Below are 24189 nucleotides of genomic sequence, written 5' to 3' on the forward strand. Positions count from 1 at the left end.
CGGTTGGATGTGCATCTGGGTGATGCTGCCTCCAACAAACGCGGCCCGACCGGCTCGGGTTCCCCGAACGTTTACCGCAGCAAGGTCACAGTCAAGCGAACACATCTTCACGAAGCCGCGATGGAACCGTCGCTGCATCGGCCCGTTATGGATACGTCAATGGGCGCGCGGATCTCCAGCCTTCCGTGCGGGAGAGATATTGTGCGCGTCCTTCCCAGCGAACGTTTGATTCCCGGCAACAGCGAAGGCGAACCGCTTCCCGACAGTCACACCGAGCTGCCGCCGGTCATTCGCCGCACCGAGTTCGTAGCTTTCGCACTCGCAGGCCTACTGCTGATCGCCGTCGTCACCGTGCTTTATGTCGGGAGGGCATTCTTCCTGCCCGTGGTGATGGCCTTCGTCACCGGCACCATGCTGTCGCCGGCGGCGAGCTTCCTGGAACGGTGCAAGGTGCCTCGCGCGCTCGGTGCCGTCCTGATCGTGATCGCCGGGACCACGGTGGTCGCTTTTGTCGTGGCGCTGATCGCCTCGCCTGTGATGGAATGGAGCACGCGCCTGCCCGAGCTCGGCGCGCATTTGAAAGACAAGCTGCACGTATTCGACCGGCCGCTGGCGCTGTGGCGCGAGCTGCAAGCCATGATCGGCGGCTCGGAAGGGTTTCCCAGCATCCATATGCCGAAGGTCGAATGGGTGCAGCCGACGCTGGAATTTCTGTCGCCGACCTTCACCGAATTCCTGCTGTTCTTCGTCACCCTGATCCTGTTCATCGCCAGTTGGCGCGACCTGCGGCGGGCCATGATCATGACGTTCAGCGACCGCGACGCGCGCTTGCGCACGCTGCGCATTCTCAACGAGATCGAGGTTCATCTCGGCAACTATCTGCTCACCGTGACCCTGATCAACATCGGCGTCGGCGTCGGCACCGGCCTCATCTGCGCGCTCACCGGCATGCCCAATCCGGCCGGGCTCGGCGCGCTGGCGGCAACGCTCAACTTCATCCCCATCATCGGACCGGTCGCGATGTTCGTGGTGCTGGTGGTGGTGGGCCTCGTCGCTTTCCCCACGATCGGCGGCGGCCTCATGGCCGCGCTCGCCTTCGGCGGCCTCACCTTCCTGGAGGGGCACTTCATCACGCCGACCATCATCGGTCGCCGCCTGGCGCTGAATGCCCTTGCGGTCCTGCTGGCGCTGGCGTTCTGGACTTGGATGTGGGGTCCGATGGGCGCGTTCCTGTCGTCACCGCTGCTCATCGTCGCCCTGATCCTCAAGGAGCATCTGCTGCCGGCGGATGCGCCGCATCTGCCGCAGGCCTGAGGGTTTCCGCGAACGGAACTTCCCCGACGACGAAACGTTCTCCGGCTATCTCAGCCGCAACAGTTTGGAGCTCCCGATGTCCACGCCCAATGCCGAAGCCGGGATGAAGGACTGGACCGACAAAGCCACCCGAGAACGTCTCGAAAAGGATGTAGCAGCCGTGAAAAGCGATATCGCCGCCCTCACTGACCAAATCACCGACGCGCTCAATACCTTCGCCAATTCCACCAGCAAGCAGGCTCGCCGCGGCTATCGCCAGGCGCGCGAGAACATGGACTCCGCGATGGACGACATGTCCGAGCGCGGCAGCGCGATGATGGAAGCTGCGCACGACGCCTACGGTTCGATCGAGGAGACGCTGGAAGATGCAATCACGCAACGCCCGCTCGCGACGGTGGGGCTGGCGCTCGGGATCGGTTTCCTGATCGGCGTCGCCTGGCGCCGGTAAGTTTCGGAACGAACATCGGGACGGCGGCGCGCTGCCGTGCCGCCGACGTCGGCGCGTGGTGTTTCGGCTTGTCGGGGAGTGAGGAGCAAGGCCATGTTTCAACGCATCATTGACGGAATCAGTGCCTCCACCGGCACGACGGTGCGGCTGACCTCCCTGGCTGCCGGCGCGGCCTTTGCGCTCTTCATCGCCACATGCTTCCTGTGCGCGGCCGCGTTCATCTCGGTCCTCGAGAAGTATGGCCCGGTGCAGGCCTGCCTCGCGGGTGCCGGCGTTTTCTTTTTGCTCACCCTGGCCGCGGCCGTGAGCTATTGGGCGTATAAGTGGCAGCTGCGCAAGGAAGCCCACATCGCGGCCGAGCGTGCCGCGAAGTCGGCGGCGCAGAACATGCTCGCAGATCCCATGCTGCTCGCCACGGGCCTCCAGATCGTCCGCGCCATCGGTATCAAACGGCTGTTGCCGATCCTGGCGATCGGCGGCGTCGCGCTCGGAATCATGGCGAGCCGCGCGGGCGTTTCCGACGAGGCGCAGGCCGAGCCCGCTGAATGATGCTTCGGGCGGGTCAGAAAATTTCGTTGTAGGTGCTCTGCGCGCATCTATCGGAATTCCGGACGCGAGACGCCGCGCATCTTACGCCACGCTCAGGAAGTCCCCCGCCATCACGCAAACGCTACTCGGATGGGCAGGCGGTTGCCGCTAAAAGCGTCGCCCCTGATTCCAAAAGTCTTTTTCGCGATGAAACCGTCCGTCAAGGCGAACCTCGCCGCCTTCCAACCCGACGCCAGGCTGTATTTGACGCTCGGCATCGCCAATTGGTCGGTTTTCGTCGACCACATCCCGAACAACATCGTCAACCTGCTGACGTTGCGAAACTTCGGCTTCAGCGGCGCGGCCGATTTGTTCGTGTTCGTGGTGGGCTATGGTGTCGCCATCATTCACGGCCGGATGGCGCTGGAGCGCGGCTACGTCGTCGCGGCGACGCGCATCTTCCGCCGCGTCTGGCGGCTCTACGCCGCCTATGTCGTGCTGTTCGTGATCTATATCGACACAATCGCCTATGTCGCCCGGCAATCGATGGCGCCGGAGATCATCCACGAATACAACATCTCGGGGATCCTCGAGCACCCGCTGCGCATCCTGATCCGCGGCCTGGTGCTCCAGGAGGAGCCGCTGAACCTCGACCTCCTGCAACTGATGATCCCATTGATGGCACTCTATCCGCTCGTGCTGTGGGGCCTGCTGCGGCGGCCGAACGTGACGCTTGCGGCATCGGTCGCGCTGTATCTCGCCGCACGCTGGTTCGACTGGAATTTCCGGGTCTATCCGGACCAGGAATGGACCTTCAATCCGCTGTGCTGGCAGATGCTGATGGTGCTGGGCGGCTGGTTCGCCGTGACGGGCGCGCCCGGCAAGGCGCTGCGCGGCATGCCCTGGCTGCGGATCGCCGCAGGGGCCTATATCGTCTTCGCGATGGCGGTCACCCTGATGCGCCATTCGCCGGCATTGTCGACCTATTTGCCGAGCCTGCTCCTCGACGGCATCGCGCCAACCGACAAGGAAAGCCTCGCGCCTTATCGCGTGCTTCACTTCCTCGCGCTCGCTTTCCTCGCGACGCATCTCATTCCAGCCGATCATCCCGGCCTGCGATTGAGGCCGCTTCAGGCGGTCATCCGATGCGGCGAGGAATGGCTCGCCGTGTTCTGCGTCGGCGTGTTCCTGTCCTTTGCCGGCCATCTCATCCTGATCACCGGGCCCAATCTGGTAGCGATGCAGATCGTGGTGAGCCTTGCCGGCTTCGCCGCGATGACCGCGGTCGCCTATTATATCTCCTGGTCGAAGTGGCAGGACCTGCCGGCTGCCCTGCGGCAGCAGACGTAGCGAAAGTCCGATTCCCCTAGGCCTGCCGCCGTAGCTGGGCTATGCGAAGCGGGAGCGGAATGCGCGAGGAGACCAGGCCAGCTCATGCCGAAAATCGAGGATGAAGGGGCTGGCAGCACGCCGCCCCGGCGCGGCCGGCCGCGATCGATCGAGACCACCAACGCCATCCTCGAAAGCGCCTATGCGCTGATGGCTGCCACCGGCCTTGCCGCCACCACCATCGACGCCGTCGCGCGCCACTCCGACGTCTCCAAGATGACGATCTACAAATGGTGGCCGTCGCGTGAGGCGCTTCTGATCGACGCCTTTCTCCATCACGCGGCGCAGATGCTGCCGCTGCCCCCGGAAAGCTCCGGTACGCCGGCCACGCGCGCACGCCGCCATGCCGCGGCCTATGCCGAGGCGCTGCAGGGCGAGTTCGGCAAGGTGCAGCTCGCCGTGATCTCCGAATGCATCTCGAAGACCGGCTCCGCGGAGCTGTTCTACGCCCGCTATCTGCAATTCCGCCGCGACGCGCTGGTGGGGATGATTGCCGCGGGCCAGAAAGACGGTAGCATCCTGGCCGAGGGGTTACCCCAGGATCTCTACGACGCGATCTATGGCGGGCTGTTCTACCGCTACGTCTTCGGCATCGCGCCGATCACGCCGGCCTATGCACGCAACCTGGTCGATCTGGTGTTGCGGCCGAAGGGCTAGCCTCGCACAGGCCGGACCGGCGCCGAGATCTTGTCCGTGCGGTCCCGCTCGCTCATATCGACCACCGTCTCCATCGGCGCGGTCAACTCGTAGACATAGGAGACGTCGGTGAAGTAGCGCTTGGCGGTGCCCCCTAACGCCTCGGGCGCGACGCGGTCGAGCAGTATCAAGCCAAAATCGGAATCGGGACGGCGCGTCGCCTCGCTGGTGTTGAACTCCTCCCAGCGGAAATTGAAGATCTCGTCGGCGCCCTCGCCCGTCACCGTCCAGTTGGCGGTGATGTTCGGATGTTTGCCGACCAGCGACAGGCCTTCGTCGGAATGCGAGGCGAGCTCGAAGAACAGCAACGACAGGCTCTGCGCCGCGCGCGCGCTGACGGCAATGTCGGGACCGGTGACGGCGATACGATCGGCATGCGGGATGGCGCGCGCCTCGAACAAGCCTTTCAGCTTGACACCCTGCCACTGGCTCTCGCTGAGCAGCGAGACCACGTTGGACATGGCGTGGATGCGGCCGATCAGGAGCTCGCGCGCGACGTCGATGTCCGAGCCGTGACGTAGCGTGCGCGTCACGATCGACTGGATCACCGCCAGGATGTTCTTGACCCGGTGGTTGAGCTCGTCGATGACGGCGGTCAGCCGGCGCTCGAAGCCGATCCGCACCTGGATTTCGCGACTGAGCCGCAGATTGTTGTAGGCGACATAGCCGAACAGGCCGCACACCATCGCGGTGATGGCGAAGCCGATCGCTGCAACGATGATGGCGGTCTGCTCGGCGCGCCGGGCCGAGTTGGCTTTCGCGTAATAGCTGAGCTGCCAATCGCGGCCGCCGAAGCTCACCGTGCGCGTCGCCGACGGCGCCTGTCCGTCTGCCACCGCTACGCGCGTGGAGACCACGCCCAGGTCGTTGGCGACCAGCTCGCTGCCGTCCTTGCGCGGATCCCTGAGCGCGACCGAGAACAACGACATGTCGTCATTGGTCAGCATCAGCGTGGCAAGCTCGTAGGAAAACGTGACGAATCCGGCCGGCTCCGTCGCTCCTTCGGGAATGACCGGCGCGGCCACAATGACTCCGATCGGTCCGTCGCCGCGAAGCAGCGGGATCGGGTCCGAGGCGATCGACCGTTTCTCGACCCTCGCGCGCGTCAGCATGGCGCTGCGAACCGGATCCTGATCGTAGCTGCGGCCCGGCAGCGCCTTGGTCTCGTTGCTGCGCGGCTCGAGATCCATCAGCACGTCGATCGGCTGGGTGACGTCGACCGGATCGATCGGCTTGTCGTCAAAGGCGCGAATCTGAGGATTCGGAAAGCCGGCGCCGGCAATGGCAGCCTGCGCCGCCGCGAGTTCGTTCGGCTTCAGCCGGGCGATCCATCCAGCGACAACAAAGTCGGTCTTGAAAGCGTAAATGGCCGAGCGCAGCGGCTCCAGCATGTTCGGCTTGATCACGGACGGCGTGCGGAACAGGCCCGAGGCGACGCGCGCCAGCAGCTCTCGCTCGGTGAGACGGTCCTGAACCAGGCTTGCGTGCACGTCGATCGCACGCGCGAGCGCGATCCGATCGAGCGCCAGCTCCTGATCGTGGACGCGATAGGCCGCAAGCCCGGAGAGCAAGGCTCCGAGCAGAGCGATGAAGCCGATGATGAAACCCAGCCGGACCACGCGACTACTCAAGCGAAAGCAGAAGGTCGGCAATAAACACAGAGCATATGAACGCCGCTCGAACGGGCATGTGCCGAAACAGGGTGGACCTTAATGGCGGAGATAATGGAGGAGGAGGCATCAGTACGCAACGTAGGTCGCCTGAAAAGCTTAATCCAGCCGGCCACGTCCAGCCGGCATTGATTGCGCCAGAGGCGCAGGAGGTAATTAATCGCCGTGTCCGAAATTTGTTCCGCAATTGCGGCCCCAGGCCCGGCGTTATGGCGAAAAACGCCTGCGCTAAGTCGTCGCGTCAGCCCGCCCGGGTCAGGCCGCCCTTGGCCTCGATGAAGCCGACGATGCGGTCCAGCCCCAGGCTCTTCTTCAGGTTGGTCATGACGAAGGGCCGCTCGCCGCGCATGCGCCTGGCGTCGGTCTCCATCTTCTCCAGGGAGGCGCCGACATGGGGGGCCAGATCGATCTTGTTGATGACGAGAAGATCCGACCGGGTGATACCCGGCCCACCCTTGGACGGGATCTTGTCGCCGGCGGCGACGTCGATCACGTAGATGGTGAGGTCGGCCAGCTCCGGGGAAAAAGTGGCAGCGAGATTGTCGCCACCTGACTCGATCAGCACCAGGTCGAGGCCGGGAAATTTCGCGCGCATGTCCGCGACCGCGGCGAGATTCATCGAGGCATCCTCGCGAATGGCCGTGTGCGGGCAGCCGCCGGTCTCGACCCCCGCGATGCGGTCCGGCGTCAGCGAGCCCGAGCGCACCAGAAACTCCGCATCCCATTTGGTGTAGATATCGTTGGTGATCGCGGCGATGTCATAGCGCTCGCGCATGGTCTTGCAGAGCAGGTCCATCAACGCCGTCTTGCCCGATCCGACCGGGCCGCCGACGCCGACACGCAAGGGGCCGTGAGATTTCGACATGTCGCTCGCTCTTTCCTAACGTCGTCCCGGCCAAGGCCGGGACCCATAGCCACCGAATCCGATTGGGACGGCCGGCTGTGGCCACATCCTTCCACAACCACTCACATCTGTGGTTATGGATCCCGGCCTGCGCCGGGACGACGATCGATGAAATCCGCTCACGACCGGAACAGCCGCGTGTATTGCGTCTCGTGCCGCAGGCTGGCGAGATCGGCGCGAAACGTCGCGCTGCCGAGATCATCCAATGCCGCATTCAGCGCACGATTTGCGGTCGCGGCGACGGCGGCTTCCAGCTTCACCAGCACGCGCTGGCTGTCGGTCTGGCCGAGCGGAATGAGCCGGCCGGCCGCGGAGATCCAGTTCGAGACCAGTGCATGCAGGAATGCGTGCAGCGTCGGCGCCAGCGGCACACCATGCTGTGCTGCGACCACGCCGACCGCGATTGGATAGACCAATGGCGTGCGGCATGCCGCAATCATGACATCCAGCCCGTCAGCATCCCAGGCCGCGCGAGCGATATCGACGAAGGCGCGGCCCTGTGAGGTGGTTTCCAGCTGTCGTTCGCGCGACGGCACGAACGCGGCCGCGAGCTCGGCGATCTCGTTCAAGGTGGCCGTCTCGTCCGCTTCGGCGGCGCGATAGGCATGGACCAGGAACGTCGCATCGCAGAAGCCGGAGCCGTCGCCGAGCATGGCGTCGAGCCAGTCGGCCAGCGTCGCAATATCGGTGATGTCGCCGGCCTCGACCGCCCATTCGATGCCGCTGGAGTATGAGAATCCGCCGACCGGGAAGGCCGGCGACAGCCAGGTCATCAACCGGTACAGCGCCGCCGCCTCGTGCTCGGCGAGGTCACCGGCACGGACCGGCTCATTTGTGGTCATGAGCATGCATGTGGCCGTGGTGATGGTCGGGGTGATCGCAATGCTCGTCGTGGTGATGGTGGTGGTCGTGACCATGGTCATGCGCGGCATGGCCATGATGATCATGATGACCTTCATGACTGTGATCGTGATGCGCATGGTCGTGTCCATGCGCGTGGCCGGCATCGGCATAGGCGCCGCCCTCGGGATCGAACGGCGCTTCGATCTCGATCACGCGTGCGCCGAGCCCCTTCACCATCGCCTCGATGACGTGGTCGCGGCGGATGCGCAAGGCCTTGGCCATGATCTGCGTCGGCAAATGGCGGTTGCCGAGATGCCAGCCGACGCGAATGAGGTGGTGCGGATCGCGGCCGCGGATCTCCAGCAGCGGCTCGGGCGCAGCGACCACCTCGACCAGCCGGCCGTCCTCCAGCACCAGCGCATCGCCGCCGCGCAGCGCGACGGCGTTCTCCAGGTCGAGCAGGAATTCGAGCCCCCGCGTGCCCGTCATCGCCATGCGGCGGCGGTGCCGATCGTCGAAATCGAGCACGACCGTATCCGCCGGCGCTTCCGTGAAGCGGTGCTGCCCCTTGACCTGCGTCGCCCGGATCATGCGTTTACCCCGTTACCGAGTCTCGACCTTCTCGGGCGTGATCACCTCGATTTTCGGCGGCGCCGTGAAGCACTTCACCGCGACACGGCCGAACGTCTTCATGTGCTCCATGGCACGATGCCGCACCAGCGCCTCGGCATTTTCCCACTGCTCGACGAACACCATCTTGCTGGGATCGGTGACACTCTCATGCATGTCATAGGCGATATTGCCGGGCCCTTTCCGCGTCTCCTTGATGCAGGCGGTAGCCGCTGCAATGAATTCGGCGCGCGTTTCGGGCTTGATGGTCAAGGTGGCAACGACGTAGATCACGAGAAATCCTCCCGGCTTTTTCTTCTCAGGTTACGATACCGGGCGGGACATTAGACCAGGCGGGATCGAACGCAAAACGCGAAAAGACGCCCCCAACATGTCCCTGAGACATGCGTCGAGGCGCTATTTCAGTACATGAAATATCGCTGCGCCATCGGCAGCACCTCGGCGGGCGCGCAGGTAAGCAACTCGCCGTCGGCGCGGACCTCATAGGTTTCCGGATCGACCTCGATATTGGGCGTGGCGTCGTTGTGGATCATGCTCTTCTTGGAGATCTTGCCGCGGGTGTTCTGGACCGCATAGAGCTTCTTCTCGATGCCGAGCTTCCGCGCGAGGCCGCCGGTGATCGCGGCCTTCGAGGTGAACACCACGGAAGATGCCGTCCGCGCCTTGCCGAAGGCGCCGAACATCGGCTGGTAGTGCACCGGCTGCGGCGTCGGGATCGAGGCGTTGGGATCGCCCATCGGCGCGGCGACGATGCTGCCGCCCTTGACGATGCAGTCCGGCTTGACGCCGAAGAAGGCCGGCGACCACAGCACGAGATCGGCGAGCTTGCCCTTCTCGACCGAGCCGATCAGCTTCGAGACGCCATGGGCGATCGCGGGATTGATGGTGTATTTGGCGATGTAGCGCTTGACGCGGAAATTATCGTTGTCCTTGCCCTTGTCCTGCGGCAGAGACCCGCGCTGCTTCTTCATCTTGTCGGCCGTCTGCCAGGTCCGGATGATGACCTCGCCGAGACGGCCCATCGCCTGGGAGTCCGAGGACATCATCGAGAGCGCGCCCAGATCGTGCAGGATGTCCTCGGCGGCGATGGTCTCCTTGCGGATGCGGCTTTCCGCAAAGGCCAGATCTTCCGCGATCGAGGGATCGAGGTGGTGGCACACCATCAGCATGTCGAGATGCTCGTCGATGGTGTTGCGCGTGAAGGGGCGCGTCGGGTTGGTCGAGGACGGCAGCACGTTCTTCAGCCCGGCGACCTTGATGATGTCGGGGGCGTGACCGCCGCCGGCGCCTTCGGTGTGGAAGGCGTGGATGGTGCGGCCTTTGAACGCCTTGATCGTGTCCTCGACGAAGCCCGACTCGTTCAGCGTGTCGGTGTGGATCATCACCTGGATGTCGTGATCGTCGGCGACCGACAGGCAATTGTCGATCGCGGCCGGCGTCGTGCCCCAATCCTCGTGCAGCTTCAGCGCACAGGCGCCGCCCTTGATCATCTCGACCAGCGCGGCGGGCCGCGAGGCGTTGCCCTTGCCGGAAATGCCGAGATTGACCGGGAAAGCGTCGAACGACTGGATCATCCGACCCATGTGCCAGGGGCCTGGCGTGCAGGTGGTGGCGAACGTGCCGTGCGACGGGCCGGTGCCACCGCCCAGCATCGAGGTGACGCCTGACATCAGCGCGTGCTCGATCTGCTGCGGGCAGATGAAATGGATGTGGCTGTCGAAGCCGCCGGCGGTCAGAATCTTGCCCTCGCCCGCGATCACGTCGGTGCCGGGACCGATGATGATGGTGACGCCAGGCTGGATGTCCGGATTACCGGCCTTGCCGATCGCGGAGATCAGGCCGTCCTTGATGGCGACATCGGCCTTCACGATGCCCCAGTGATCGACGATCAGCGCATTGGTGATGACCGTGTCGGCCGCGCCCTGCTTGTTGGTAACCTGCGACTGCCCCATGCCGTCGCGGATCACCTTGCCGCCGCCGAACTTCACCTCCTCGCCATAGGTGGTAAAATCCTTCTCGACCTCGATGATGAGGTCGGTGTCGGCAAGCCGCACCTTGTCGCCGGTGGTCGGGCCGAACATGCCGGCATAGACGGAACGCTTCATTTTGACGGACATCACAAGCCCCGTTTGCGATTGAATTTCTGGTCGGTCACAGCGCGACCCTCGCTGCTTTCACGACATCATCGAATTTCTCGTCGAGCCACGCATTGCCGCCGCGGCAGCCTGCGACGACCTGCGTCGCCCACTCCACGTAGTCGGCCAGATCGTCGCGCTCCTCGGCGGTCAGGTCAGTTTGAATGCGCGCCCCTGTATTGCTGATCTTGTCGGCGATCTTGATGAGTTTGGCGCCCGCGGATTTCTTCGGAGCGTCCTCGATCTGCTTCTGCCGTCGTTCGGCCTTCGGCAGGCTCATGTCATCGGTGCATTCGAGGACGAGGGACGCGACACGATCGGAAAACCTTTGCGCGAGCTCCTCGCGCGCGGTGTCGGTGTCCTCGATCGTATCGTGCAGCCAGCCGGCCGCGACCAGTTCGGCGTCGGTACCATCAGTCGCGGTCGCAAGCAGGTTCGCGACCTCGGCGAGATGATTGATGTAGGGCTCCTGACCCCGCCCCTTGCGCGTCATACCGTTGTGGCGGCGCGCGGCAAGTTCGGCAGCTTCGGAGACGAGCCGGATAGGTGACAGCATGGCAAATACCTCCGTTTTCGCCTCAACCGTGCCGCACCGTGCTCGTTCCTGTGGAGGTCACAGCTTTCCCATGACGTCGCCGCGGAAACCGTAGATCGTCTTCTTCCCCGCCATGGCGACGAGCTGGACGTCGCGGGTCTGGCCGGGCTCGAAACGTACGGCGGTGCCGGCGGCGATGTCGAGGCGCATGCCGCGGGCTTTCTTGCGGTCGAATTTCAGCGCCGGGTTCGTCTCGAAGAAGTGGTAATGCGAGCCGACCTGGATCGGGCGGTCACCGGTATTGGCGACCGTCAGCGTCACGGTCTTGCGGCCGGCATTGAGCTCGATCTCGCCGTCCTGGATGAAGAGTTCGCCGGGGATCATTCCTGTCTTCCTCTGTCATTCCGGCGCTCGCGGAGCGAGAACCCGGAATCTCGATCAACAATCTCTGGATTCCGGGCTCGCCCTTTCGGGCGCCCCGGAATGACGAATTTGAATTATCTGATCGGCTCGTGCACGGTGACGAGCTTGGTGCCATCCGGAAAGGTCGCCTCGACCTGGATGTCATGGATCATCTCGGGAATGCCCGGCATCACCTGGTCGCGGGTCAGCACCTGCGCACCGGACTGCATCAGCTCGGCGACGGTGCGGCCGTCACGTGCGCCTTCGAGGATGAAGTCGGAGATGATCGCGATCGCTTCGGGATGGTTGAGCTTGACGCCGCGGTCCAGCCTGCGGCGCGCCACGATGGCCGCCATCGAGATCAGAAGTTTGTCCTTTTCGCGGGGAGACAGATTCATGCGACATCTCTTCCGTTCAACGCATCAATTCAACCGGTCAATTCAACCACAGCCGCGGCAGCGCCGCGCCGGCGCGTGCCAGCACCGCCATCATGTCGGCCCGCAAACGCGCCGCATCTTGGGCACAGAACCGCGCTATTGCAAAGCCATTCCAGGCCGATATTCCGACCTCGCCGGAGAAGGATTCCGATGTCTCGCGGATGCGCTCGACCAGGGCCTCATCGCCGGGCACGATCAGCGCCGTGCCGATCGCGGCGCCGCCCTTGGCGACGGCGGATCGGCCAAGTTTTGCGCCGATATCGCCGTCGAGCTTGACGGTCTCGGCGAACACCAGCCTGCCGCCGCGAGACAGCCGCCAGCGATCGACGAACTCGCCCTGCTCCATCCGCTCGCCCATGGCGGTGCGGCCGAACACGACGATCTCGCAAAGCAGGAGCGAGGCGGTCTCATCGAGCGCGATATCGAAGCGGCGGTGAACCCGGGCGCGATCGAACAGGATCGTTTCCTGGGGTAGCCAGGCAAGATGCGCGTCCGCGTCGACCTTCAAGGCGATGCTGAGCTGCGCCGCAGCGCCCGGCGCACGATAGATCTTTTCGGCCGCCGCTGTGGTCAGCGTCAGCCGCGCACCCTGGCCTGCTGCGATATCGATATCGAAACTGTCCCCGCCGGCGACCCCGCCGGCCGTGTTGACGAACACGCCGGACAGCCCCTCGCCCTCCGGCGAGGGGAAGCGCACGCGCAGTGAGCCGGATTCATGCAAGGCTCCACGCCGCGTCACCCCATCGCGCGCATGCACGTCGAAGCGCACCGCGCCGCGGGCGCGGTTCGCCTCGAAAACCCCGGATGTGACCGAAACGTCGCTGCGCATCCGCTTCCCCAGCCGTCGCGGCAGAATGGCCTAGAGCGCCATCTGACGGCTGATTTCGCTCGCGTCGAGATTGGATCGGTCGCAAGTGAACTTCACCGCGCCGCGATCCATCACCGCGAAACTGTCGCCGAGTTCGCAGGCAAAGTCGAGATATTGTTCGACCAACACGATGGCGATGTTGCCGAGATTGCGGAGATAAGATATGGCGCGGCCGATATCCTTGATGATCGAGGGCTGAATGCCCTCGGTCGGCTCGTCCAGCAGCAGCAGCTTCGGCCGCATCACCAGCGCGCGCCCGATCGCGAGTTGCTGCTGCTGGCCGCCGGAGAGATCGCCGCCGCGCCGGCCGAGCATGGATTGCAGCACCGGAAACAGCGAGAACACGTCGTCCGGAATGTGCTTGTCCTCGCGCTTGAGCGGGCCGAAGCCGGTCTTGAGGTTCTCCTCGACCGTCAGCAGCGGGAAGATCTCGCGGCCCTGCGGCACGAAGCCGATGCCCTTGCGGGCCCGCTCATAGGGCTTCAGGCCGGTGATGTCGCTGCCGTCGAGCATGATCGCGCCCGAGGAGATCGGATATTGCCCGACCATGGCGCGCAGCAGCGAGGTCTTGCCGACGCCATTGCGCCCGAGCACGCAAGTGACCTTGCCCGGCTCGGCCGAGATGGAGACGCCGCGCAGCGCCTGCGCCGCGCCGTAGAACAGGTTGATGTCCTTGACCTCAAGCATCGCTCAGCGTCCCAGATACACTTCAATGACCCGCTCGTTGGACGAGACCTGATCGATCGTTCCTTCCGCGAGCACCGTGCCTTCGTGCAGGCAGGTGACCTTGACGCCGAGCTCGCGCACGAAAGTCATGTCGTGCTCGACCACCATCACGGTGTGGGTCTTGTTGATCTCTTTCAGCAGCTCGGCGGTGAGATGCGTCTCGACGTCGGTCATGCCTGCAACGGGCTCGTCGACGAGAAGCAGCTTCGGATCCTGCGCCAGCAGCATGCCGATCTCGAGCCATTGTTTCTGGCCGTGGCTGAGGCTGCCGGCGAGGCGGTTGCGGGCCTCCGTGAGACGGATCGTCTCCAGCACCTTGTCGATGCGCTCGGCCTCGGCCTTGCTGCCGCGCCAGAACAACGTGCCGCGCACCGAGTGATCGACATTGAGCGCGAGCAGGAGGTTGTCCTGCACGGTCTGGCTCTCGAACACAGTCGGCTTCTGGAATTTGCGGCCGATGCCTAGCTCGGCGATGCGGGTCTCGTCGAGCCGCGTCAGGTCGGTGACGCCGTCGAACAGCACGGTGCCCTCGTCGGGCTTGGTCTTGCCGGTGATGATGTCCATCATCGTGGTCTTGCCGGCGCCGTTCGGGCCGATGATGGCGCGCATCTCGCCGGGCTCGAGCGTCAACGACAGATTGTTGATGGCATGGAAGCCGTCGAAGGAGACGTGCACGCCGTCGAGATAGAGCATTGCGGAGGTGGTGCGGGTGTCCATCACGTTCATGACCGCTACTCCGCCATCTTGGGTTCGGTGACGCCGTTTTCGGCCGCAGCGCTCGCGGTGGCCGCGGCGGAGCTCTTCTCCTTCGACTGGTCCCACCAGGCGTAGAAGGTGCCGACGATGCCTTTGGGCAGCAGCAACGTCACCAGGATGAACAGCGCGCCCAGCATGAACAGCCAGTACGGCGCCAGCATGCCCGAGGTGAAGAACGTCTTGGCGTAGTTGACGACGACGGCGCCGAGCGCGGCGCCGACCAGCGTGCCGCGGCCGCCGACCGCGACCCAGATCACCGCCTCGATCGAATTGCCGGGAGCGAATTCGGATGGATTGATGATGCCGACCTGCGGCACGTAGAGCGCGCCGGCGACGCCGGCCATGCAGCCCGACACCGTGAACACGAACAGCTTGTAGGATTCGACGCGGTAGCCGAGGAAGCGCGTGCGCGATTCCGCGTCACGCACCGCGATCAAGACCTTGCCGAGCTTGGACGAGACGATGGCGCGGCAGATCAGGAAGCCCAGGATCAACGCCAGGCAGCTCAGCGCGAACAGCGCGGCACGGGTCCCCTCGGCCTGCACGTTGAAGCCGAGGATGTCCTTGAAATCGGTCAGGCCGTTGTTGCCGCCGAAGCCGAAATCGTTGCGGAAGAAGGCGAGCAACAACGCGTAGGTCATCGCCTGCGTGATGATCGACAGATACACGCCGGTGACGCGGGAGCGGAAGGCAAGCCAGCCGAAGCAGAAGGCGAGCAGGCCCGGCACGACCAGCACCATCAGGGCCGCGAACCAGAACATGTCGAAGCCATACCAGTACCAGGGCAGCTTCTCCCAGTTCAGGAACACCATGAAGTCGGGCAGGATCGGATTGCCGTAGACGCCACGGGTGCCGATCTGCCGCATCAGATACATGCCCATGGCGTAGCCGCCGAGCGCGAAGAAGGCGCCATGACCGAGCGAGAGGATGCCGCAATAGCCCCAGATCAGATCGATCGCGAGCGCCAGGATGGCGTAGCAGACATATTTGCCCCAGAGCGCGACGAGATAGGTCGGCACTTGCAGGAACGAGCCGGCGGGCAGCAGCAGGTTGGAGAGCGGGATGAGGATGCCGCAGGCCGCGACGACGGCGAGGAAGATCGTCGCGCTGCGGTCCAGCGATCGCGTCAGCATGTGAGGGGTCATGCTTCCACCGCACGGCCCTTGAGCGCGAACAGTCCGCGCGGCCGCTTTTGAATGAACAGGATGATGAGAACGAGGATGGCGATCTTGCCGAGCACGGCGCCGGCGACCGGCTCCAGGAACTTGTTGGCGATGCCGAGCGTGAAGGCGCCGACGAGCGTGCCCCAGAGATTGCCGACCCCGCCGAACACCACGACCATGAAGCTGTCGATGATGTAGCTCTGGCCGAGATTGGGGCTGACATTGTCGATCTGCGACAGCGCCACCCCGGCAATGCCGGCAATGCCCGAGCCGAGCCCGAAAGTCAGCGCGTCGACGCGCGAGGTGGCGATGCCCATCGAGGCCGCCATGCGGCGGTTCTGCGTCACCGCGCGCATCTCGAGGCCCAGCGCGGTGTAGCGCAGCATCGCCAGCAGGATTACGAACACGGCAAGCGTGAAGCAGAGGATCCAGAGCCGGTTATAGGTGATGGTGATCTGACCGAGTTCGAAGGCGCCGCTCATCCAGGAGGGATTGCCGACCTCGCGATTGGTCGGGCCGAACATGGTGCGCACCGCCTGCTGCAGCACCAGCGACAGACCCCAGGTCGCGAGCAGCGTCTCCAACGGACGGCCATAGAGGAAGCGGATGATGCTGCGCTCGATCAGGACCCCGATGGCCCCGGCGACGAGGAAGGCAAGCGGCACAGCGATCAGCAGCGAATAGTCGAACAGGCCGGGATATCGGGTTCGGATCACCTCCTGCACCACGAAGGTGGTGTAGGCGCCGATCATCACCATCTCGCCATGGGCCATGTTGATGACGCCCATCACGCCGAAGGTGATGGCAAGCCCGATCGCCGCAAGCAGCAGCACCGAGCCGAGCGAGAGGCCATACCAGGCGTTCTGCACCGTGGACCAGACGGCCAGTGAGCTCTGGATCGAGCCGATCGCGCTCGCCGCAGCCTTGGTCACCGAGGCCGGCTGGTCGCCCATGCCGGTGAGCAGCGCCAGGGCCTCCTGGTCGCCGCGCGCCTTGAGAGTGGCGACTGCTTCGAGCTTCTCGACCTCGGTCGCGTCCGGCTTGAACAGCAGGATAGCCGCGCGGGCTTCGCCGAGCGCGGTCTTGACGGACCTGTTGCTTTCCTTGGCGAGCGCGGCATCGACCGCCTCCAGCGCGGTCTCCTCATGCGACTTGAACACCGACTGCGCGGCCTGGAGACGCGTTCCAACATCCGGCGACTGCAGCGTCAAGCTGCCGATCGCAGCGTCGACGCTGCGACGCAGGCGGTTGTTGAGGCGAACCGCGCTCGCGCTGTCGGGAACGCTGGCCACGGGCTGGCCGGTCGCAGCGTCAATCGACTTGCCGTCGGCGCCGGTGACGTAAACCTTCTTGCTGTCGGGATCGGCCATGAGGCGGCCGTCCTGGAGCGCGCTGATGATCGGGAAGGCCAACGCATTGCCGCTGCCCGCGACCGCGCCGATCGCCTCTTCCGTGTCGGAAAAATCGTCATTGGCGAACTTGGCGACGGCATCCTCGAACGGGCCGGCGAAGGCCGGCAACGCGAATGCGATCAGGAACAGCGAGAGGACGAGCGAACATAGGCGTGCGGACAAATGGGCTGGCACTGATTGATCCCGGCAGAAATGGGTGGAGAAGGCGGCGGGATCGCCGCCCTCTCCGAGCTTGCAAGGAGGCGTCAGATCGGAATCAGGAGCCCGAGCCGAGGCACTTGTTGGTCTTGGTGTTGAAGTTGCCGCACTTCTTGCCGACCCAGTCGCCGACCAGGTCCTTGGAGCCATCGAGCTCCTTCGACCAGGCATCGCCGGGGACGAGGCTCGGGGTCTTCCAGACCACGTCGAACTGGCCGTTGCCCTTGATCTCGCCGATGAACACCGGCTTGGTGATATGGTGGTTCGGGAGCATCTTGGAGGTCCCGCCGGTCAGGTTCTTGGCTTCGATGCCGGGGAGAGCATCGATCACCTTGTCGGGATCGGTCGACTTCGCCTTCTCGACTGCCTTCACCCACATGTCGAAGCCGATCACGTGCGCTTCCATCGGATCGTTGGTCACGCGCTTCGGATTCTTGGTGTAGGCCTGCCACGCCTTGATGAACTTCTCGTTCTCCGGCGACTTGATCGACTGGAAGTAGTTCCAGGCGGCGAGATGGCCGACCAGCGGCTTGGTGTCGATGCCGGCGAGCTCTTCCTCACCCACCGAGAACGCGACCACCGGGATGTCCTTGGCCTTGATGCCCTGGTTGCCGAGCTCCTTGTAGAAGGGAACGTTGGCGTCGCCATTGATGGTCGAGACAACCGCGGTCTTCTTGCCGGCCGAGCCGAACTTCTTGATGTCGGCCACGATCGTCTGCCAGTCGGAATGACCGAATGGCGTGTAGTTGATCATGATGTCTTCCTGGGCGACGCCCTTTGACTTCAGATAGGCTTCCAGGATCTTGTTGGTCGTGCGCGGATAGACGTAGTCGGTGCCCGCGAGCACCCAGCGCTTCACCTTCTCTTCCTTCATCAGGTAGTCGACGGCAGGGATCGCCTGCTGGTTCGGCGCAGCACCCGTGTAGAATACGTTGCGCTCGCTCTCCTCGCCCTCGTACTGCACGGGATAGAACAGGATGCTGTTCAGCTCCTTGAAGACGGGGAGCACCGATTTGCGCGACACCGAGGTCCAGCAGCCGAACACCACCGACACCTTGTCTTTAGTGATCAGCTCGCGCGCCTTCTCGGCGAACAGCGGCCAGTTCGAAGCGGGGTCGACGACGACGGCTTCGAGCTTCTTGCCGAGAACGCCGCCCTTCTTGTTCTGCTCGTCGATCAGGAAGAGGATGGTGTCCTTCAGCGTGGTTTCGCTGATGGCCATCGTGCCGGACAGGGAGTGGAGCACGCCGACCTTGATGGTATCGTCCGCGGCCTTGGCGCCGGTCAATGAAGCCAGACCAAGCATCAGCGCGGCGGTCGCGGCGAGCACGCCGCGGCGGCTAAATGACGCCGCTATATCGTGAGTGGATTTGCTAAGCATGAGTGTATCATCTCCCTGACGCAGACGTGAAAAACGCTGCGAAACGGCCCCACGGCCGCCTGCGGTTAACGGATTCGCAAGAACCATGCCATGGGCTAGGCACCCCTCAAGTTACTGTTTTGACTTGTAAAATAGCCTTTATTCCTAGTTTTGCCGCAGTCAACCCGCCTAAATCATGGGCAGCTGGCATGTATGCGGAAGTGGCAGGCAGCCTGTTTTATATGCAAATCGCTCGTTTTGGCTAAATTTCCAGCACAATTATTTCTGCACTGCATCGTCGTTTGCGGCGTGCTTGCCTTGAAAGCGCCCTAGCAATGTTCCATATGAGGGGCCGAGACTTCTTGCGAATCAAGGGGTCGTAGCGAGCCGCGTGTTCTTAAGCCCTACCGGGCCTCTGGCTTGCCCCATATCTCCCAAGCCATCCGACACCCCAAACACGCAGGTGTCTTCTTGACACCCTTTTGCGCGCGCCGCGCCGAATGCGCCGGGCGCCCGCTTCGACATGGAAAGAACCCCTCTTTTGACTTCGTTTCAGGACTTCGGCCTCGCCGAACCGATCGCACGCGCTCTTCGTGAAGAGAACTACGTCACCCCCACCCCGATCCAGGCACAGACCGTCCCGCTCGCACTGACCGGCCGCGACGTCGTCGGCATCGCCCAGACCGGCACCGGCAAGACCGCATCCTTCGCGCTGCCGATCCTGCATCGCCTGCTCGAGAACCGCATCAAGCCGCAGCCCAAGACCGCCCGCGTCCTGGTGCTGTCGCCGACCCGCGAACTGTCCGGCCAGATCCTGGACAGCTTCAACGCCTATGGCCGCCACATCCGCCTGTCGTCGACGCTCGCGATCGGCGGCGTGCCGATGGGCCGCCAGGTCCGCTCGCTGATGCAAGGCGTCGAGGTTCTGGTCGCCACGCCCGGCCGGCTGCTCGACCTCGTGCAGAGCAACGGCTTGAAGCTGTCCAGCGTCGAGTTCCTCGTGCTCGACGAGGCGGACCGCATGCTTGACATGGGCTTCATCAACGACATCCGCAAAATCGTCGCCAAGCTGCCGATCAAGCGGCAGACGCTGTTCTTCTCGGCCACCATGCCGAAGGACATCGCCGAGCTCGCCGATGCCATGCTGCGTGACCCCGCCCGTGTCGCGGTGACCCCGGTCTCCTCGACCGCCGAGCGGATCAACCAGCGCATCATCCAGGTCGACTTCTCCGCCAAGCCGTCCTTCCTCGCCAGGCTGCTGAAGGAAGAACCGGTCAACCGGGCTCTGGTCTTCACCCGTACCAAGCACGGCGCCGACAAGGTCGTGAAGACGCTCGAGAAGGCGGGCATCCCCGCCAGCGCCATCCACGGCAACAAGTCGCAAAACCATCGCGAACGCACGCTGGGCCTGTTCCGGTCGGGCGAGATCCGCACCCTGGTCGCCACTGACATCGCCGCCCGCGGTATCGATGTCGATGGCATCACCCACGTCATCAATTTCGACCTGCCCAACGTGCCCGAGACCTATGTCCACCGCATCGGTCGCACTGCGCGTGCGGGCGCCGACGGCACCGCGATCTCGCTGGTCGCCGGCGGTGAGGAGCTCAGCTATCTCCGCGACATCGAGCGGCTGATCAAGGTGGCGCTGCCACGCGAGGATCTCCGCACCGATGCCGGCCGCCGCGACGCGGGCCCTCCCCCGGCCCAGCAGCGACAGGGCCGGCCGGGCGGCCGTCCAGGCCAGCGTCCGCAGGGTGCACGCCATGGTGACGGCAGGCGTACCGACGAAAGGCATGCCGACGGACGCCGCCATGGCGCCGGCAAGGGCGACGGACGGCATATGGACGGAAGGCACGGCGAAGGCCGCCATGCCGAGGGCAGACCTGTTGATGGCAGGCCCAACGAAGGCCACAGGGCCGCGAAGGGGGCTCGCCGTCGTCACGGTTCCGGTGGTAAGGTGAATTCCTCACCAACCGATCGGTCGGAACAGCGTCCCGCGCATAGCGCCGGCAAGCCTGATGGAATACAAGGCGTTGCCTTTTTGCGTCGCGAGAGTCGTCCCAACGGCCGACCGAACCGCAACCCTCATTCGCACTAGCCGTCCACGACCTGGAGACAACCACATGGCTAAGGAAGAGCTGATCCAGTTCGAAGGACTGGTCACCGAAATCCTCCCCGACGCCCGCTACCGCGTGCAGCTCGACGCCGGACACGAGATCGTTGCCTACACCGCCGGCAAGATGAAGAAGAATCGCATCAAGACACTCGCGGGCGACCGCGTGACGGTGGAGATGTCGCCCTATGACCTTGAGAAGGGCCGGCTGATTTTCCGTCACAAGGACGAACGTCCGGCGACGGCCGGCGGTCCGCCGCGAGGTGGCCCGCAGCGCGGCGGCCAGTTCCGCCGCCGCTGATCGCCTCTCGACGCGCAAGGGCATGCTGATCCGCCGTGGACATCACGGCGGATCAAAAAATTGTGCATGTCCGGATTGTCTGTAGGCCTTAATTCCGATAAAATGAATTAATCGATTTTCGGCCGGACGACATTAGCATCCACCGGTACAGCCGGTTTAGACACGCTGACGACCCTTCCAAAAATTCGATCTAACCTGCCTGCGCAAGCGGGCTTTTACATTGTGTATCCGAGAAGGGACTACCCCCGTGAGCATGGGAACTGTGAAGTGGTTTAACTCGACCAAGGGCTTTGGCTTCATCCAGCCCGACGATGGCGGCAAGGACGTGTTCGTTCACATCAGCGCCGTCGAGCGCGCCGGCCTCGGCACGCTGCAGGAAGGCCAGAAGGTCTCCTACGAGATCGTGGCCGACCGCCGCTCCGGCAAGTCGGCAGCGGACAACCTCCGCGCCGCCGGTTGAGCCCGCCGGGCCTTGGATCGGCTCAGGCGAGTCAAAGAATCAAAAAAGGCCGTGCACGACGTACGGCCTTTTTCATGTCCCTGACTACCGAGCGATGAGGATACGCCGGGTTTAGTTGGTCTTGGCGCCCGCGCCGGCGGTACCGCTGGCATTGTTGCTCAGCGAACCCGCCTGGCTCATCGTGTTGTTGAAATAGGTGTCGCTGTCGCCGAGCGTCACGCGACGCTGACAAAGCGGCATGCAGCTGTAGGACTCGCGCTCTATCCCGCGATAGACGGTGACGAGCCGATCGCTCGGACCTTCGACCTGGATCTGGCGGTCGACCAGGATCTCGCCGCCCCGGTCGAGCGCGATGAAATTGGTGGCACCATAGCCCTTACCGGTCACGACGATCATGCCGCCGGGCTGGAGCGTGACGTCGGCGATCAGCGGATTGCCGACGACGATGGTCGCGACCTTGCCAGGGAGACGGACCAGCTTGGCCTGGTCGACATTGACGGCAATGGTATCGGCGGTGGGCTCGGCAAGCCCGGCACCAGGCGATGCCAGCCCCGCAGCCGCAACCAGAAGGCAGACGCGCGCCTGACGGCGCAGCAACTCTTTACGCATACACATACCCCCGGGACGTCACAAACCGGCAGAAACGATCAGATCACAGCGGAGCCGGTGCCCGATCCGGCTAACCTGCCTTTAATTCATGAACACTCCGCAAACTCGCCGATGATTGTTTGAAGGGACCGGCGCCTTCGTGGCGCTCGCAGCCGCGCCCTAGCGGCGGAACGGAAAAGCGAGCTGGCCGCCGAACTCCTTCGGCATGGTCGCTTCGTCCTTGCCGTAATCCTGCGGCAGCCGGCCCTGCGGCATACGGAAGGTGCCGAACAGCACGTCCCAGATCGGGAATGTCCCGGCAAAATTGGTGTTGCCCCCCTCCTCGATCGAGGTGTGGTGCCAACGATGGAACACCGGCGTCGCCAGCAAATATCTGAACGGTCCGAAGGTCCAGTTCAGATTGGCGTGTACGAAGGCCGAATGGAAGGTGGTGAACGGGCCAAGCCAGATCATGACGTTCGGCGAGATACCGGCCATCAGCAGCACTACGTCGACGCCGATCGTCCCGAGCACGAGATTGACGGGATGGAAGCGTGCCGCGGAGATCCAGCCGATCTCCTCGGAGGAGTGATGAATCGCGTGGTACTTCCAGAAACCGCCATCATGGAAAAGCCGGTGCAGCCAGTACAGCATGAAATCGGACAGCACCAGGAACAGCACCGCCTGCGCCCACAGCGGCAGCTGCGCCAGCGGGCCATGGCCGTTGTCGTAGAAGGCGATGAGCTCGTCGGCATCGTGGATGTTGAAGACGACGCCGGCGCCGACGATCAGCAGCCCGATCCGCATGGTGCGGGCAAACACGGGTACGAAGAACCAATAGCAGATGTCGGTGAGGATCTCGCGCTTGCGCCACCACGGCGCGCCGGGATTGCAGGCCCAGAAATGCTCCAGCACGGTGAAGACCGCCGCGAGCACCAGCGTGACGGGAAGCATCTTCTGGATGGTCTCGCCGAGCATCAGGGCGACTTGCATGGGCAGGCTCGACATCGTCGCCTCACTTCGGAATTGCTGTTCAGCCTAGACCTACTCCGCGAAATTTAAGGGAGGGTGAAGCCCGCGGCGCGCGTGCGCTGCATTCGGCACGGGACCGAATTTCAACTCCGCCCTTAAGGCGAAATTCACTCTGGCCAAAAGCATCGCGCAAGGCGCGGGTTTGCGCGATCGAATTAACTCTACCGAAAGAGCTCGGCTCACATGTTCGTCGCGTCAAAGACACCGCCGAACGAGGCGATCCCAACCAGACGGAGTTTTGTTCATGAAGAACCTGATTGCGCGTTTCGCCAAGGATGAATCCGGCGCCACCGCCATCGAATACGGTCTGATCGCCGCCGGCATCGCGCTGGCCATCATCACCGTGGTCAACAACCTCGGCAGCACGATGAACACCAAGTTCGGCTCGATCAGCTCCTCGCTGAAGTAAGCGACCGACGAGCGACTGCAAAAGCCCCGGACCTCCGGGGCCTTTGTTTTCCTGAAGACGGCGAGTTCCAGTGGCGTTGCGCGAGTACAGAACCAGGGCCGCGGTCGCGGCGAACGAGGCCGAGGCGGCGCATGCCGGCTCGCCGGCCTATTGGGTCTGCCTTGCGCTGCTGCTTGCGACGGCCGTGCTCGCCGTGCGCATTGCCAGCCTCTGGTGAGCACGTTTTCGCCGGAGCCGCTGCCCGGCTGCCGTTGTCGGTTTGTTTAGCACTGCGGGCTAGCATGCCCGGCGCCAGCTTCCGCGAACAACCAGGCCCCAAGACGCAGCCCATGATCCTCGACCTTGCGCGCCTTATGCTCTTCCCGGCCCTCATGGCCTTCGCCGCGGCGAGCGATCTCTTCACGATGACCATCTCGAACCGCGTGTCGCTGGTCCTGGTCGCAGGCTTCTTCGCCCTCGCTCTCGCCGGCGGCATGGCACCCTACGAGGTGCTGAGCCATGTCGGCGCCGGCGCACTCGTGCTGGTCGTGGCCTTCGGCTGCTTTGCGATGGGCTGGGTCGGCGGCGGCGATGCCAAGGTCGCAGCCTCCGTCGCGCTCTGGTTCGGCTTTGCCCACCTGATGAACTTCCTGCTCTACGCCTCGCTGTTCGGTGGGGCGCTGACGCTGCTCCTGCTCCAGTTCCGGCAATGGCCGCTGCCCTACGGGCTGGCCGGCCAAGCCTGGCTCGCACGGCTGCACGCCAAGGAGAGCGGCATTCCCTACGGCATCGCGCTCGCGCTGAGCGCGTTGATGGTCTATCCGGAGACCGAATGGGTGAAGGCGATCGACCTCGCTCACCTTGCACTGCGCTGAACGCACTGGGGTAACCCT

The 24189-nt window shown here is 64.0% G+C and carries 28 protein-coding genes; 11 read left to right on the plus strand and 17 right to left on the minus strand.

Annotated features, from left to right (window positions below):
• The first annotated feature begins 201 nt into the window (after positions 1 to 201).
• The 5 genes from LPJ38_RS00240 to LPJ38_RS00260 all read left to right on the plus strand — a co-directional run bounded on the left by LPJ38_RS00240 (position 202) and on the right by LPJ38_RS00260 (position 4336).
• Complete coding sequence (locus LPJ38_RS00240; RefSeq protein ID WP_167520390.1) at positions 202 to 1314, plus strand: AI-2E family transporter; 1113 nt, start codon at positions 202 to 204, stop codon at positions 1312 to 1314.
• A 76-nt stretch (positions 1315 to 1390) separates the two neighbouring features.
• Complete coding sequence (locus tag LPJ38_RS00245) at positions 1391 to 1762, plus strand: ElaB/YgaM/YqjD family protein (protein ID WP_167520389.1); 372 nt, start codon at positions 1391 to 1393, stop codon at positions 1760 to 1762.
• 93 nt (positions 1763 to 1855) lie between these two features.
• The gene (locus LPJ38_RS00250; protein ID WP_145630871.1) at positions 1856 to 2311 is read left to right on the plus strand and encodes a hypothetical protein; all 456 of its coding nucleotides are present in this window, start codon (positions 1856 to 1858) and stop codon (positions 2309 to 2311) included.
• 186 nt (positions 2312 to 2497) lie between these two features.
• Positions 2498 to 3640 (plus strand): OpgC domain-containing protein, encoded by a 1143-nt coding sequence (locus LPJ38_RS00255; protein ID WP_145630870.1) that lies wholly within the window; start codon positions 2498 to 2500, stop codon positions 3638 to 3640.
• Positions 3641 to 3724: 84 nt separating this feature from the next.
• The gene (locus LPJ38_RS00260) at positions 3725 to 4336 is read left to right on the plus strand and encodes a TetR/AcrR family transcriptional regulator (protein ID WP_145630869.1); all 612 of its coding nucleotides are present in this window, start codon (positions 3725 to 3727) and stop codon (positions 4334 to 4336) included.
• Here the strand turns inward: LPJ38_RS00260 and LPJ38_RS00265 are convergent.
• From LPJ38_RS00265 to urtA, 15 genes are all read right to left on the minus strand, one after another.
• On the minus strand, positions 4333 to 5994 hold the full coding sequence (locus LPJ38_RS00265; RefSeq protein ID WP_145630868.1) for a CHASE domain-containing protein: 1662 nt from the start codon (positions 5992 to 5994) through the stop codon (positions 4333 to 4335). The genes LPJ38_RS00260 and LPJ38_RS00265 overlap by 4 nt on opposite strands.
• 292 nt (positions 5995 to 6286) lie before the next feature.
• Positions 6287 to 6910, minus strand: coding sequence for an urease accessory protein UreG (gene ureG, locus LPJ38_RS00270; RefSeq protein ID WP_145630867.1), 624 nt, complete (start codon positions 6908 to 6910; stop codon positions 6287 to 6289).
• Between the two features lie 158 nt (positions 6911 to 7068).
• Positions 7069 to 7797, minus strand: a complete 729-nt coding sequence (locus tag LPJ38_RS00275) for an urease accessory protein UreF (RefSeq protein WP_145630932.1) — start codon at positions 7795 to 7797, stop codon at positions 7069 to 7071.
• On the minus strand, positions 7778 to 8383 hold the full coding sequence (locus tag LPJ38_RS00280; RefSeq protein WP_145630866.1) for an urease accessory protein UreE: 606 nt from the start codon (positions 8381 to 8383) through the stop codon (positions 7778 to 7780). The genes LPJ38_RS00275 and LPJ38_RS00280 overlap by 20 nt, the downstream gene beginning before the upstream one ends.
• Before the next feature lie 12 nt (positions 8384 to 8395).
• The gene (locus LPJ38_RS00285) at positions 8396 to 8695 is read right to left on the minus strand and encodes a putative quinol monooxygenase (protein ID WP_145630865.1); all 300 of its coding nucleotides are present in this window, start codon (positions 8693 to 8695) and stop codon (positions 8396 to 8398) included.
• Positions 8696 to 8823: 128 nt separating this feature from the next.
• Positions 8824 to 10539, minus strand: coding sequence for an urease subunit alpha (ureC, locus tag LPJ38_RS00290; RefSeq protein ID WP_145630864.1), 1716 nt, complete (start codon positions 10537 to 10539; stop codon positions 8824 to 8826).
• Positions 10540 to 10573: 34 nt separating this feature from the next.
• Positions 10574 to 11113: an HD domain-containing protein gene (locus tag LPJ38_RS00295; RefSeq protein WP_145630863.1), complete on the minus strand. Its 540-nt coding sequence runs from the start codon at positions 11111 to 11113 to the stop codon at positions 10574 to 10576.
• A gap of 57 nt (positions 11114 to 11170) precedes the next feature.
• Positions 11171 to 11476, minus strand: a complete 306-nt coding sequence (locus LPJ38_RS00300) for an urease subunit beta (protein ID WP_026202067.1) — start codon at positions 11474 to 11476, stop codon at positions 11171 to 11173.
• A gap of 113 nt (positions 11477 to 11589) precedes the next feature.
• On the minus strand, positions 11590 to 11892 hold the full coding sequence (locus LPJ38_RS00305) for an urease subunit gamma (RefSeq protein WP_007605424.1): 303 nt from the start codon (positions 11890 to 11892) through the stop codon (positions 11590 to 11592).
• A gap of 37 nt (positions 11893 to 11929) precedes the next feature.
• On the minus strand, positions 11930 to 12760 hold the full coding sequence (locus LPJ38_RS00310) for an urease accessory protein UreD (protein WP_145630862.1): 831 nt from the start codon (positions 12758 to 12760) through the stop codon (positions 11930 to 11932).
• A gap of 30 nt (positions 12761 to 12790) precedes the next feature.
• On the minus strand, positions 12791 to 13486 hold the full coding sequence (gene urtE / locus LPJ38_RS00315; RefSeq protein ID WP_061846218.1) for an urea ABC transporter ATP-binding subunit UrtE: 696 nt from the start codon (positions 13484 to 13486) through the stop codon (positions 12791 to 12793).
• A gap of 3 nt (positions 13487 to 13489) precedes the next feature.
• Complete coding sequence (gene urtD / locus LPJ38_RS00320; protein ID WP_060737172.1) at positions 13490 to 14251, minus strand: urea ABC transporter ATP-binding protein UrtD; 762 nt, start codon at positions 14249 to 14251, stop codon at positions 13490 to 13492.
• A gap of 5 nt (positions 14252 to 14256) precedes the next feature.
• Positions 14257 to 15426 (minus strand): urea ABC transporter permease subunit UrtC, encoded by a 1170-nt coding sequence (urtC, locus tag LPJ38_RS00325; RefSeq protein WP_145630861.1) that lies wholly within the window; start codon positions 15424 to 15426, stop codon positions 14257 to 14259.
• Entirely contained in the window at positions 15423 to 17030 is a 1608-nt protein-coding gene (gene urtB, locus LPJ38_RS00330; protein ID WP_145630860.1) for an urea ABC transporter permease subunit UrtB, read from the minus strand. Before urtB ends, urtC begins: the two co-directional genes overlap by 4 nt.
• 82 nt (positions 17031 to 17112) lie before the next feature.
• Positions 17113 to 18435 carry an urea ABC transporter substrate-binding protein gene (urtA, locus tag LPJ38_RS00335; RefSeq protein WP_145630859.1) on the minus strand — a complete coding sequence of 441 codons (1323 nt, stop codon included), beginning with the start codon at positions 18433 to 18435 and terminating at the stop codon, positions 17113 to 17115.
• 502 nt (positions 18436 to 18937) lie between these two features.
• Here urtA and LPJ38_RS00340 point away from each other — a divergent pair.
• The 3 genes from LPJ38_RS00340 to LPJ38_RS00350 all read left to right on the plus strand — a co-directional run bounded on the left by LPJ38_RS00340 (position 18938) and on the right by LPJ38_RS00350 (position 21288).
• Complete coding sequence (locus LPJ38_RS00340) at positions 18938 to 20512, plus strand: DEAD/DEAH box helicase (RefSeq protein ID WP_145630858.1); 1575 nt, start codon at positions 18938 to 18940, stop codon at positions 20510 to 20512.
• A 25-nt stretch (positions 20513 to 20537) separates the two neighbouring features.
• Positions 20538 to 20828 (plus strand): translation initiation factor IF-1, encoded by a 291-nt coding sequence (infA, locus tag LPJ38_RS00345; RefSeq protein WP_008546913.1) that lies wholly within the window; start codon positions 20538 to 20540, stop codon positions 20826 to 20828.
• Positions 20829 to 21075: 247 nt separating this feature from the next.
• Positions 21076 to 21288 (plus strand): cold-shock protein, encoded by a 213-nt coding sequence (locus tag LPJ38_RS00350; protein ID WP_145630857.1) that lies wholly within the window; start codon positions 21076 to 21078, stop codon positions 21286 to 21288.
• Between the two features lie 111 nt (positions 21289 to 21399).
• Here LPJ38_RS00350 and LPJ38_RS00355 read toward each other — a convergent pair whose 3' ends face one another.
• Together LPJ38_RS00355 and LPJ38_RS00360 are read right to left on the minus strand one after the other, a co-directional pair.
• Positions 21400 to 21897 carry a pilus assembly protein N-terminal domain-containing protein gene (locus LPJ38_RS00355; RefSeq protein WP_145630856.1) on the minus strand — a complete coding sequence of 166 codons (498 nt, stop codon included), beginning with the start codon at positions 21895 to 21897 and terminating at the stop codon, positions 21400 to 21402.
• Between the two features lie 159 nt (positions 21898 to 22056).
• Positions 22057 to 22884 (minus strand): sterol desaturase family protein, encoded by an 828-nt coding sequence (locus LPJ38_RS00360; protein WP_145630855.1) that lies wholly within the window; start codon positions 22882 to 22884, stop codon positions 22057 to 22059.
• Positions 22885 to 23152: 268 nt separating this feature from the next.
• On the opposite strand from LPJ38_RS00360, the gene LPJ38_RS00365 reads away from it, so the two are divergent.
• The 3 genes from LPJ38_RS00365 (at position 23153) to LPJ38_RS00375 (ending at position 24171) form a co-directional block, all read left to right on the plus strand.
• Positions 23153 to 23317 carry a Flp family type IVb pilin gene (locus LPJ38_RS00365; protein ID WP_008546920.1) on the plus strand — a complete coding sequence of 55 codons (165 nt, stop codon included), beginning with the start codon at positions 23153 to 23155 and terminating at the stop codon, positions 23315 to 23317.
• Between the two features lie 70 nt (positions 23318 to 23387).
• A complete protein-coding gene (locus LPJ38_RS00370; RefSeq protein ID WP_167520388.1) occupies positions 23388 to 23534 on the plus strand; it encodes a hypothetical protein in 147 nt (48 codons plus the stop codon).
• Between the two features lie 112 nt (positions 23535 to 23646).
• Entirely contained in the window at positions 23647 to 24171 is a 525-nt protein-coding gene (locus LPJ38_RS00375; RefSeq protein WP_145630854.1) for an A24 family peptidase, read from the plus strand.
• Positions 24172 to 24189: the final 18 nt, after the last annotated feature.

Source organism: Bradyrhizobium daqingense (assembly GCF_021044685.1).
In the GTDB taxonomy this organism is placed as follows: domain Bacteria; phylum Pseudomonadota; class Alphaproteobacteria; order Rhizobiales; family Xanthobacteraceae; genus Bradyrhizobium; species Bradyrhizobium daqingense.

Coding starts and splice junctions, on each gene's coding strand:
- LPJ38_RS00245 (WP_167520389.1), top strand. CDS start 1,391: ATGTCCACGCCCAATGCCGAAGCCGGGATGAAGGACTGGACCGACAAA.
- LPJ38_RS00250 (WP_145630871.1), top strand. CDS start 1,856: ATGTTTCAACGCATCATTGACGGAATCAGTGCCTCCACCGGCACGACG.
- LPJ38_RS00255 (WP_145630870.1), top strand. CDS start 2,498: ATGAAACCGTCCGTCAAGGCGAACCTCGCCGCCTTCCAACCCGACGCC.
- LPJ38_RS00260 (WP_145630869.1), top strand. CDS start 3,725: ATGCCGAAAATCGAGGATGAAGGGGCTGGCAGCACGCCGCCCCGGCGC.
- ureG (WP_145630867.1), bottom strand. CDS start 6,910: ATGTCGAAATCTCACGGCCCCTTGCGTGTCGGCGTCGGCGGCCCGGTC.
- LPJ38_RS00275 (WP_145630932.1), bottom strand. CDS start 7,797: ATGCTCATGACCACAAATGAGCCGGTCCGTGCCGGTGACCTCGCCGAG.
- LPJ38_RS00280 (WP_145630866.1), bottom strand. CDS start 8,383: ATGATCCGGGCGACGCAGGTCAAGGGGCAGCACCGCTTCACGGAAGCG.
- ureC (WP_145630864.1), bottom strand. CDS start 10,539: ATGTCCGTCAAAATGAAGCGTTCCGTCTATGCCGGCATGTTCGGCCCG.
- LPJ38_RS00295 (WP_145630863.1), bottom strand. CDS start 11,113: ATGCTGTCACCTATCCGGCTCGTCTCCGAAGCTGCCGAACTTGCCGCG.
- LPJ38_RS00300 (WP_026202067.1), bottom strand. CDS start 11,476: ATGATCCCCGGCGAACTCTTCATCCAGGACGGCGAGATCGAGCTCAAT.
- LPJ38_RS00305 (WP_007605424.1), bottom strand. CDS start 11,892: ATGAATCTGTCTCCCCGCGAAAAGGACAAACTTCTGATCTCGATGGCG.
- LPJ38_RS00310 (WP_145630862.1), bottom strand. CDS start 12,760: ATGCGCAGCGACGTTTCGGTCACATCCGGGGTTTTCGAGGCGAACCGC.
- urtE (WP_061846218.1), bottom strand. CDS start 13,486: ATGCTTGAGGTCAAGGACATCAACCTGTTCTACGGCGCGGCGCAGGCG.
- urtD (WP_060737172.1), bottom strand. CDS start 14,251: ATGAACGTGATGGACACCCGCACCACCTCCGCAATGCTCTATCTCGAC.
- urtC (WP_145630861.1), bottom strand. CDS start 15,426: ATGACCCCTCACATGCTGACGCGATCGCTGGACCGCAGCGCGACGATC.
- urtA (WP_145630859.1), bottom strand. CDS start 18,435: ATGCTTAGCAAATCCACTCACGATATAGCGGCGTCATTTAGCCGCCGC.
- LPJ38_RS00340 (WP_145630858.1), top strand. CDS start 18,938: ATGGAAAGAACCCCTCTTTTGACTTCGTTTCAGGACTTCGGCCTCGCC.
- infA (WP_008546913.1), top strand. CDS start 20,538: ATGGCTAAGGAAGAGCTGATCCAGTTCGAAGGACTGGTCACCGAAATC.
- LPJ38_RS00355 (WP_145630856.1), bottom strand. CDS start 21,897: ATGCGTAAAGAGTTGCTGCGCCGTCAGGCGCGCGTCTGCCTTCTGGTT.
- LPJ38_RS00360 (WP_145630855.1), bottom strand. CDS start 22,884: ATGTCGAGCCTGCCCATGCAAGTCGCCCTGATGCTCGGCGAGACCATC.
- LPJ38_RS00365 (WP_008546920.1), top strand. CDS start 23,153: ATGAAGAACCTGATTGCGCGTTTCGCCAAGGATGAATCCGGCGCCACC.
- LPJ38_RS00375 (WP_145630854.1), top strand. CDS start 23,647: ATGATCCTCGACCTTGCGCGCCTTATGCTCTTCCCGGCCCTCATGGCC.